The 8783-nt window shown below is 69.3% G+C and carries 8 protein-coding genes; 2 read left to right on the forward strand and 6 right to left on the reverse strand.

Translation table 11 applies throughout. From position 1 onward, the window contains the following. Window positions 1-365: 365 nt before the first annotated feature. The 4 genes from ACFRCR_RS13765 to ACFRCR_RS13780 all read right to left on the reverse strand — a co-directional run bounded on the left by ACFRCR_RS13765 (window position 366) and on the right by ACFRCR_RS13780 (window position 6353). On the reverse strand, window positions 366-1295 hold the full coding sequence (locus ACFRCR_RS13765) for a cold-shock protein (protein ID WP_377678271.1): 930 nt from the start codon (window positions 1293-1295) through the stop codon (window positions 366-368). A 273-nt stretch (window positions 1296-1568) separates the two neighbouring features. Then, a complete protein-coding gene (locus tag ACFRCR_RS13770; protein ID WP_377678273.1) occupies window positions 1569-4232 on the reverse strand; it encodes a hypothetical protein in 2664 nt (887 codons plus the stop codon). Further along, window positions 4213-5721, reverse strand: coding sequence for a hypothetical protein (locus ACFRCR_RS13775; RefSeq protein ID WP_377678275.1), 1509 nt, complete (start codon window positions 5719-5721; stop codon window positions 4213-4215). The genes ACFRCR_RS13770 and ACFRCR_RS13775 overlap by 20 nt, the downstream gene beginning before the upstream one ends. 101 nt (window positions 5722-5822) lie before the next feature. After that, complete coding sequence (locus ACFRCR_RS13780; protein WP_377678276.1) at window positions 5823-6353, reverse strand: NUDIX domain-containing protein; 531 nt, start codon at window positions 6351-6353, stop codon at window positions 5823-5825. 104 nt (window positions 6354-6457) lie between these two features. Between ACFRCR_RS13780 and ACFRCR_RS13785 the strand changes: the two genes are divergently transcribed. Next, window positions 6458-6709: a hypothetical protein gene (locus tag ACFRCR_RS13785; RefSeq protein ID WP_377678277.1), complete on the forward strand. Its 252-nt coding sequence runs from the start codon at window positions 6458-6460 to the stop codon at window positions 6707-6709. 22 nt (window positions 6710-6731) lie between these two features. Here the strand turns inward: ACFRCR_RS13785 and ACFRCR_RS13790 are convergent, their stop codons facing one another. Next, window positions 6732-7523 carry a TIGR02569 family protein gene (locus tag ACFRCR_RS13790; RefSeq protein ID WP_377678279.1) on the reverse strand — a complete coding sequence of 264 codons (792 nt, stop codon included), beginning with the start codon at window positions 7521-7523 and terminating at the stop codon, window positions 6732-6734. Window positions 7524-7689: 166 nt separating this feature from the next. Between ACFRCR_RS13790 and ACFRCR_RS13795 the strand changes: the two genes are divergently transcribed. Further along, window positions 7690-8388, forward strand: a complete 699-nt coding sequence (locus ACFRCR_RS13795; protein WP_377678281.1) for a phosphatase PAP2 family protein — start codon at window positions 7690-7692, stop codon at window positions 8386-8388. Window positions 8389-8438: 50 nt separating this feature from the next. On the opposite strand, the gene ACFRCR_RS13800 is transcribed toward ACFRCR_RS13795, so the two are convergent. Continuing rightward, the gene (locus tag ACFRCR_RS13800; RefSeq protein WP_377678283.1) at window positions 8439-8738 is read right to left on the reverse strand and encodes a hypothetical protein; all 300 of its coding nucleotides are present in this window, start codon (window positions 8736-8738) and stop codon (window positions 8439-8441) included. Window positions 8739-8783 lie beyond the last annotated feature (45 nt).

Here is an 8783-nt window from a genome sequence, read left to right on the forward strand (position 1 = left end):
ACCTTCGAGGACGGGGACCACCGAGTTGGTGGTGCCCAGGTCGATTCCGACCGCTCGTGCCATGTTCGTGCCTCCGTTGTTCTGCTGCGTGTGGTGTCGTCCGTGCGGTAGCCCGCGGAGGTTCCCGTGCCCGACGGCGCGTGGTGGCGCGCACGTCAGGACCTTCCCCTGCTGGGTGTCTCCACCCGACTGCCGGTTGAGTCGTCTTCACTCAAGTTATGCCGGTCCGTGGCGTCGCGCAAGCGGCGGGGTCCGAAACTTGAGTCCACTAGGCTCAACTACAGGGTGGGGCGGGGTATTCCCGATCGGGTGACCGGCCGGTTCGCCTGGAACCGGCCGGCCCCTCGCTCACGAAGCCGTCTCCCTCACACCAGCTCGACGGCGTCGGCCTGCGGTCCCCGGTCGCTCTGACGCACCTTGTACCGGACCCGGTCGCCCTCCTCCAGGACCTCGGTGCCCCGCACGACCGACACGTGCACGAACAGGTCCAGGCCCCCGTCGTCGGGGGTGATGAAGCCGAACCCGCGCTCCTCGTCGTAGCGCGCGACGGTGCCCTCGCCTCCGCGCACGGGCCCACCGGACGCAGCAGGGCGGCCCGGCCGACCACGGTCCATGGCACCGCGGGCACCTCCGGAGCCGCGTGCGAGCTGCACGTTGCGGGCGTTCGGCCCCTTGTCGCCGGCGACGACGTCGTACGTCACGCGGTCGCCCTCGGAGAGCTCGGTCAGCCCCGAGCCGAGGGCGCTGACGTGGACGAAGACGTCGTCGCCACCCGAGTCGGGAGCGACGAACCCGAAGCCCTTGACGTCGTCGTACCAGGAGACCGTGCCGTCCGCGCCGTCCGACGCCGGCTGCGCGGCCTCGGCCCCGAGCGGCAGCAGGTGGTCCGCCTGCGGCCCCTTCTCGCCGTCGACGACGAGGAACGCCACCCGCTGGCCCTCCGAGATCACGCCGCCCCCGACGATGGCCGTGCTGTGCACGAAGATCTCGCCGCGACCGCCGTCGGGCGTGACGAACCCGTATCCCTTGGTCGGCTCGTACCAGTTGACGGTGCCGAGCACGCCCAGGGGCGCGTCGGCGGCCCGGTCTCCCGTGACACGGACGCGGCGGGCCTGCGGTCCACGGTCTCCCTCCCCGACCTCGAACTCGACGGTCTGCCCCTCACGGAGCACCCGCGGTCCGTCGTCGTCGAGGATCTCGGACGCGTGCACGAACAGGTCCTCCGCCTCGTTCCCGAGGTCGATGAAGCCGAAACCTCGGTCGGCGTCGAACCATCGGACAGTTCCCTGGGGCACCTAGGACTCCTCGTCTTGGCAAACAGTGTCGTCACCCATTGTCCCCCGGCGGGACCGACGACGGGTGGGCCCAGCAGTTTCCGACGCGGTTGGCACACGCTTCGTAGCGCGGAGCATCCGGCATCCGCACGGCCCGGACCGGAGCGCGGTCAGCAGGTGCGAGACGGGAACGAGGAGACCGACCCGCCGTTCGCGGGCGGTGGGTGGCCGGGCCACGTCGTGGCAGACGGGCTCACGGCGTGGAGTCGCTGGTGGAGACGCACGCTCAGAGGGTCACACGGTCACACCGGCAGCATCGAGCACTGTGCGCGCGGTGGCTGAGAGGCCAGACCAGGGCGCACCGTCGATTCGAGCCCGCGCCTCGGCGTCGGGGCTGCCCTGGATGACGGACGGGGACACCAGACTGCTGAGCCGGTATGTCTTCCAGACCAACCTGGTGCCCAGTCGGTCCTGAAGGACAAGCACGTCTCCGTGGCGGGCATACACGCGTTCTTCGAGCTGTCGCCCGGAGGTCACACGGATCGCGACAGAGAGGCCTCTCGGCATGAGCTCGAGGGCGGCGGCAGCGATCTTGAAGTGCGACCCGCTGCGCGACTCGATGTTGACCGTTCCCTCAATGAGCTCGACGTCCCAGTCAGGGTGTGTGCGCTGGATGGACTCGACGATCTCAGACCATGGGTTCTTGTCCAGGATGCCTTCGATCAGGTCGAGCACATCCTGAGGGTGAGTTGCGACTGCGGACGTGCCGAAGACGCTGTAGACGATGCTAGAGACGTGCCCGGTGTCCCGTGCCGCGATCAGGGGTAGGAGCTGCTCGACGAGCTGCACATAGTGCAACCCTGTCCCCGTCCGTCGATCTGGCGATGCTCCCTGGTTCAGGCGATACAGACAGACGGCCGAAAGAGCTCCCGCGGCCGGAGAGATCCGAGCGGGGACGTCGTCACGCGAAAGGGTTTGCGTCGCGGCATAGAGGGGATGAAACCATGCGACGTCCTCGTCCCACACGTGGACGAGCGACGCAATGAGCAGCATCCGAGTGATAGCCATCCGGTCCAGTGCAGGACGTTCGGCCACCGTTGTGGCGAGGCTGTTCACCCACGACCGGAAGCGTTGCTTCAGCTGCGGCGTGGCGAGGTCGGCCGGGCCGGACGTGTCCGTTTCGGGTGCGCGGTCCTCGTCAAGGTCTTCTGCCGTCTGTGAGTCGTCGAAGCTGGACTCGTCGGCATCGAACGTGTCGGCCCAGATGGGGTCGCTCGAACTGATCGTGGTTCGAGCGCGCGTCGCGAGTTGGGGAAGAATCAGCCCGCCGGACGTCTCGTGGGCGAGCGTCGGCCCGAGTCGGGCGATCGCGTCCACTGAGTATTGTGCCCAGCCTTCTTCGTCGTCGAACGTGCGGCCTCTGCCTCTCTTCCCGATCGCAGCTGATTGGGCGCTCGACGTAGGGCGTGGCCCGACGGCCGGGAGCACACGCTGCTCGCGGGTGACCTTGTCCAAGGTGCGGGTCCAGTCCCGCAGCAGTGCGTCGTCTCCGAAGAGGGCTCGCCAGTCGACATCGGAGTTGGTGCTCGACGAGCGACGAGACGGGACGCGGTGCAGGATCGCATGCGGATCAGCGAGGAAGTGCAAGGGTCCGCGGTATCGGTCACCGTCCGACTCGAAGCTGATGCGTACCCGTGATCGTGCTCCGAAATCACGCGTGACCTCGATTCGAACCTCGGTGGCACCAGCAGGTACTTGGCCTAGCACGCTGGAGCGTTCAGGTAGGTCACTGAATTCACTGACCTCGACGGTGACAGGAAACGGTGCAGGTCGCGACAGCTCGATGACGATCCCTTCGCCGTCGAGCGTTGCTCCAAGGAGGACGGGAACGTGCTGCGAGGAGCGAGACGCTTCCCCTGGCGCCACGAGGAGCCTTCGCGAGGGAACGTCACCGACAGCGAGCGGAGCCCCCTCCCCGGGATAGAGCGATCGATCGGTCGTCGCAACGACCCCCACCTCGCAGTTGCCACCTGCACCAAGCTGCCGCAACAGTGCCGCCCCAGTAAGGTTCGGCGAGCCCGTCAAGACCCATCGGCGGCCGCCCGACACGGCTTCGATGAGCTTGCCGTGGCGATAGGTGCCACCCGCGTCGTGCCACGTCAGATCAACGCCACGGGAGCGTGCCGCTGCAGCGAGAGGATTCGGGTCGATGATGGTTCGTCCGGGCTGGACGGCGATGCTTACTTGTCTGGGCCGGTAACGGTCCAGCAGGGCTCCCAGGGCTGTGCCCTTGTCGTCGTGGAACGGTGCGTGGAGCAACAGCTCGTCGACCTGCCCGTCGGGGAGCTGGTCGAGGATCGGGCCGCTCGACGTCGTGACGAGTCTGTGATTCGTGTCGACGACCTCGTTCGACGTGAGAAGACGCTCGATCGCCAGTCGGGTCCGCTCGATTCCCGCACGCCCAGCCCTGCTCACACGTAGCGTCTCGATCGACTTCAACCATCTTGCCACCTGGCCCGCGATCGCAGGAATACCAGTCGCCGTCGTGCCTTGCGCGATGAACAGCGTCTCATCGTTCCCCAACCAGCCGCCCGTCGTCAGGTTGCCCGAACCGATCGCGAGCAGTAGGCGGTCATGGCCGACCAGCGCGCTGACCTTGGGGTGGAACGCTGTCGGCAAGTCGACGACGCCGACCGCATAGCTGCTTCCTGCTCCACGGACGGCGCGCGGGTCCGGCTCGTACTGCGCGCCGTCAGCGATCACCGTCACTGCCGCTCCGCTGGCACGGGCCGGGCCGAGGATGTGGCCTTCGAAGTAGCCGAGGTCGACGTTGAACGTCGTGAACAGCGCTTCGGAATAGGGCCGGTCCCTCAGATCGGGCAGTGCGTACAGGTAAGACCGCAGCGACGAGACGCTGGCGAAGCGGCCGACCGTCGGGTCAGTCAAGGAGGTGACCACGAGCCCCCACCGTCCACAGTCCGTCCTCGGCTACCTCGAAGATCCCTGTCTGTCGTCCCATCGACATCAGCTGGGTCCACCGGATCGACGGCTCGGTCGTCGCCTCACCCCAGTGCTTCCACACGAGGTCGTCCTGGACGTCGATGCGCAAAGGCATCGAGAAGCGGCCATCGCGACGCTGGCGTGACTTGGCCATGGTCACGCGGTGCGCGCGATTGACCATAACCCTCGTCAGCCACCTCGCGAACTCGCCCATCGACTGCGATCGCCAATCGTCAAGAGCGTTCGACACCCACTGCGGCGATAGTTCCTCGGACTCGAAGCGGTGACCCGGCGGGCCGACGAGTCCCAAGCGGGTCGGGCTGGCGGCCTCGAGCGCCTCAAACCGCCTCGCACCAAGCGCGAGCGTCGCGAGATGTGTCTCTGGAGCCGGTCGGTGCGTCACGTCCAGCTCAGCCGAAAGCGGGACGCCCTGCTCGTCAGCCACGGCCGGGAGGCCGTCGACGAAGGCGCCGACGGTGCCACCAGGCAGTTCCGTGGCCAAACGGTCTCCCATCTGACTGATCGTCTGGGGCCCAGCGGTCAGGTAGCGACACACGTGGGCGAAGATCTGACGCCATGCGTTCACGGAGGACATCCGGGTGCGGATGCCACGCCATCGCAACCAGTGGTCAGTGCTCTGCCTGTGCTGGGTTACCACGGGGCTGTACATCACAAAGTTGCCAAGGTCGTCCCGGTCCCGGATCTCGGCCTCAGACATCGCGATGCCCAGCAACCGCATGATCTGCCCGATGTTCCCAGCGACGGTGCCGCGCTCGTCGGCTCGTCCGGCAAAACGGCGCGCGAGGAGGCCTCCATCGTCCGAGTTCGCAGTCTTGCACAGGCACAACGAGCTGAAGTCAAGGAGGTCGGCGAACTCGAGCGTCGACGAGGTGGCAAGCTCCAGTACTGCGCCAAGCTCACCATGAACGACAGGGCGGTCGTACGCCGGACCTGGGCTGAAGGGGCCTCGGCCTCCCTGCCCGAGGAGACCGAGGCTCACCTCCGATCCGACGTAAGGGCCAAGGAAGCCGGACCTGGAGTTGGCGTACCTACCGTCGCCTGTTCCGGCAGCCACGGTGAGGTCGATCCTCCCTCGTCTCGCCATTGCGAGCAGACGATCACGCCCGTGCGCCGCCGGGTACCAGTCCAAGTGATCGGGCTGGCCCTGATGAGCCATGCAGATCAAGGCGAACGCAACCTCCACCCGACGCAGCAAGTCCATGGCACGGGCACCATCCATGCCACGCCGATCGGCCTCGTCCGCGACCAACGGGTGAAGCAGGTAGTACCGAGCCGCGTTCGTCACGGTCGTCACACCGGGGGCGTTGACTGCCACCGCAGCGTTTAGGTACTGCTCCACGGCAAGAGGAAAGAGGCCCATGATCGGGTCAGTGGAGTGATCGACCCAGCCGGGTCCATCTGTGAGCGCGAGCCCCTCGGCCGTCATTGCCCCACCGTGCTTCCTCGATCGTGCATTTCAGAGCGCTGGCGCTCGCTGCCAGCATTGAACCGGAGGTCGTCCCCCAGTGCAACGAGGCTGGGCCGTCATCACCTTCGTCCCGCCGCCTCCGCCACCTTCCGGGCGAGGTCCGGCCAGAGCGGGGCGAAGCACCCGACCCAGGGAGCGGGCATCCGCCCTGCCGCGCGGTGCGCCTCGACGTCGGCCCACGTGACCCAGGCGGCGTCGTCGACCTCTGCGGGGTCGAGGGCCAGCCGTGGGCGACCGGGCACGGTCGCGACGTGGACGTCGAGGAACGACGCGGACTCGACGCCCCTCCCCACACGCTCGAGCGCGCCTTCGTCGAGGACGAGCCCCGTCTCCTCGCGCACCTCGCGCACGGCCGCCTGGGTGCCGGTCTCGCCCGCGAGCACGCTCCCGCCGGGGATCTCCCACAGGAACGGGAAGGTCTTGGTCGCGGCGCGGCGGGTCAGCAGGACCAGCCCGTCGGACCGGACGACGCACGTCGCCACCATGAGGTGGAAGCGGCCCGGCGGCCATCCGGGATCGCCCCGGCGGTGAACCTCCCCGGTCGGGGCGCCCTGCTCGTCGAGCAGGTCCCAGGTCTCCGCGTCAGCCATCCAGGCATCCTCGCAGCCGCGCGGGCCGCGCTCCAGACCCGCCCGACGGCGGATGCGCCCTTGCGCTACCGTTCCGGCAACCGCCAGGTCGAGAAGGAGACGACATGACTTCAGGTCTGCGACGGGGCGTCCTCGCCCTGTGCTGGCTCACGATCGTCGGCGGAGCGCTGCTGTTCGCCGCCGGCGCGTACACGGGCTACATCGAAGGCGTCGCGGCGGACGAAGGAGGGACGGTCGGTCGACTGATGCCCGCCGAGGTTGCGGCGTTCGTGCTCGGGCCCGTCCTCGCGATCGCTGGCGGCACCGTCGCAGTGGTCCTGCGTGACTCTCGGGCGACGGCCGCCGACGCAACCTGACAGCACCGTCCGGGGGGCATTCTCAGCGCCCACGCGCCGCCAGGTCGAGGACCCGCTCCACGGTCGCCTCGTAGACCTCGTAGGTGTCGGACGGGAGCTCGTTGAACCAGTCCGTCGCGATGCGGAACACCAACGCGCGCACGAGGTGCTGCGCGAACCCCTCCCCCGGGTCGATGGTCTCGAGGAGCTCCAGCGGGGCGCCCTCGAAGCAGACCGCGTCGACGGCGACGATCGCCACCGAGTACCGCACCGGCCGCCAGTAGAGCGTCAGGTCGATCACCGCGGGCGGCAGGTCGTCGTCGAGCAGCACGTTGCCCGTGAGGTCGCCGTGGACGATCGTCGACGGCTCGGCGACCACCCGCCGGGCGGCGAGCAGCGCAGGGAGGTGCGGGACGTCGTCGGGCACGTCGGTCGTCGTCTCGCCCCAGGCGAGCCGGTCGGCCCGTGCCCAGGCGTGCGCCCGCTCGTCGAGGAACCCGGGGCGAGCGGCGCCGTCGAACACTGCTGAGAAACGGTGGGCCACGTCCGCGACCTGTGCCCACCTGCCCGCGAGGTGCTCGCCCGGGAGGACCGGGAACGCCGTCCAGCCCTCGACGACGAGGTCGCCCGACCGGCTCGCGAGCGGCACGCCGAGCCGGACGTCGCCCCCGCCGGACGGCGCGTGGTCCCGCAACCAGACGAGCTCGGCCGGAAGCACGTCGAGCGGCTTGAGCACGGTGTCCCCGACGCGCCAGGCCCGGCCGCGTCCGCCGTCGAGCCTCGACGCCCGCCCGACAGCGCCGAACGCCTCGAGGACATGTCGCGGTGGGTGCACCTGGCGAGCCTACCCAGGACGCCGCGGCCGGGAACGGGAGCTCTCAGCGACGGGCCGCGCCGCGTGCTCCGCGCGCCTCGCCGTGCGAGTCGTCCCGTGTGCACGTAACGTCCGGGAACTCGCGTCGGCCCACAGGTCGGCGCGTGCCGACACGCCTGGAGGCCCCGTGCACCCGTTCGTCCACCGCTACGAGCTCGACACCTCGCGCCCGACGGGCCGCGAGGTCGCCCGCGACCTGGCGCTGCGGGCGTTCCTGCCGGGCGCCGCACTCTGGGTCGCGATCGTGGGTCTCGGGTTCCTCATCAAGGGGCCGCTCGAGAACCTGCCCGGCGAGGCCGGGGTCAACCGGGCTCTCGTCGAGGCCCGCACGCCCTTCCTCGACACGGTCACCGAGATGCTGTCGGCGATCGGGATGACCGAGTTCATCATCGGGGCGTGCGTGCTCGCGGTCGCGCTCGTCTGGTGGCGGACCAGGCAGTGGTGGTTCGCCCTGGTCCCCGCGCTCGCGGTGTCTCTCCAGGCCCTGGTCTTCCTCACGTCCTCGATCGTCGTGGGCCGCACTCGGCCCGAGGTCGACATGCTCGACCACGCCCCGCCCACGTCGAGCTTCCCGAGCGGGCACACCGGCGCGTCCACGGCGTTCTACCTGACGCTCGCGCTCCTCGCGCAGCGCGTGCAGAACCCGGTGCTCCGGGTCGTGCTCACGGTCCTCGCGGTGCTCGTCCCGTTCGCGGTCGGCTTCGCGCGGCTGTACCGCGGCATGCACTCGCTGACCGACGTCCTCGCCGGGCTCGTCAACGGCGTCGTCTGCGCGGTCCTGGCATGGGGCTACCTGCGCCGTGACACGTCGCAGGTGCGGGTCTGACGACGGCGGCCGCGCGGGCTGGTCGCCCTCGGCAGGGCCGGCCGTCACCGTCAGCCCGCGACCGGCTCCACGCGCAGGATCTGCGTGCGTGCGACCACCCGGTCCCGGACGTCCGCGAGCGCCACGCGTGCAGGGTCGGCCATGTACGCGGCGAGCGCGGCGTCGTCGGGCATCTCGATGACCTGCACCTCGGCGGGGGCGGCCGGATCCTCGCCGGGCACGCTCCTCACCCGTGAGGTGACCCGGCCACCGTGGACCGGTACGAGCGCGAGAACCTCGTCCTCGTAGCGCGTGAGGGGGTCGACCTGACCGTCGACGGCCCAGAGCAGGACGCAGAGCGTGAGTGGCACGCGCCCACGCTACCGCTGCCGAGCATGCGGTCGGCACTCCTCGGG

The organism is Oerskovia sp. NPDC056781 (assembly GCF_042789955.1).
Lineage (GTDB): Bacteria > Actinomycetota > Actinomycetes > Actinomycetales > Cellulomonadaceae > Oerskovia > Oerskovia rustica.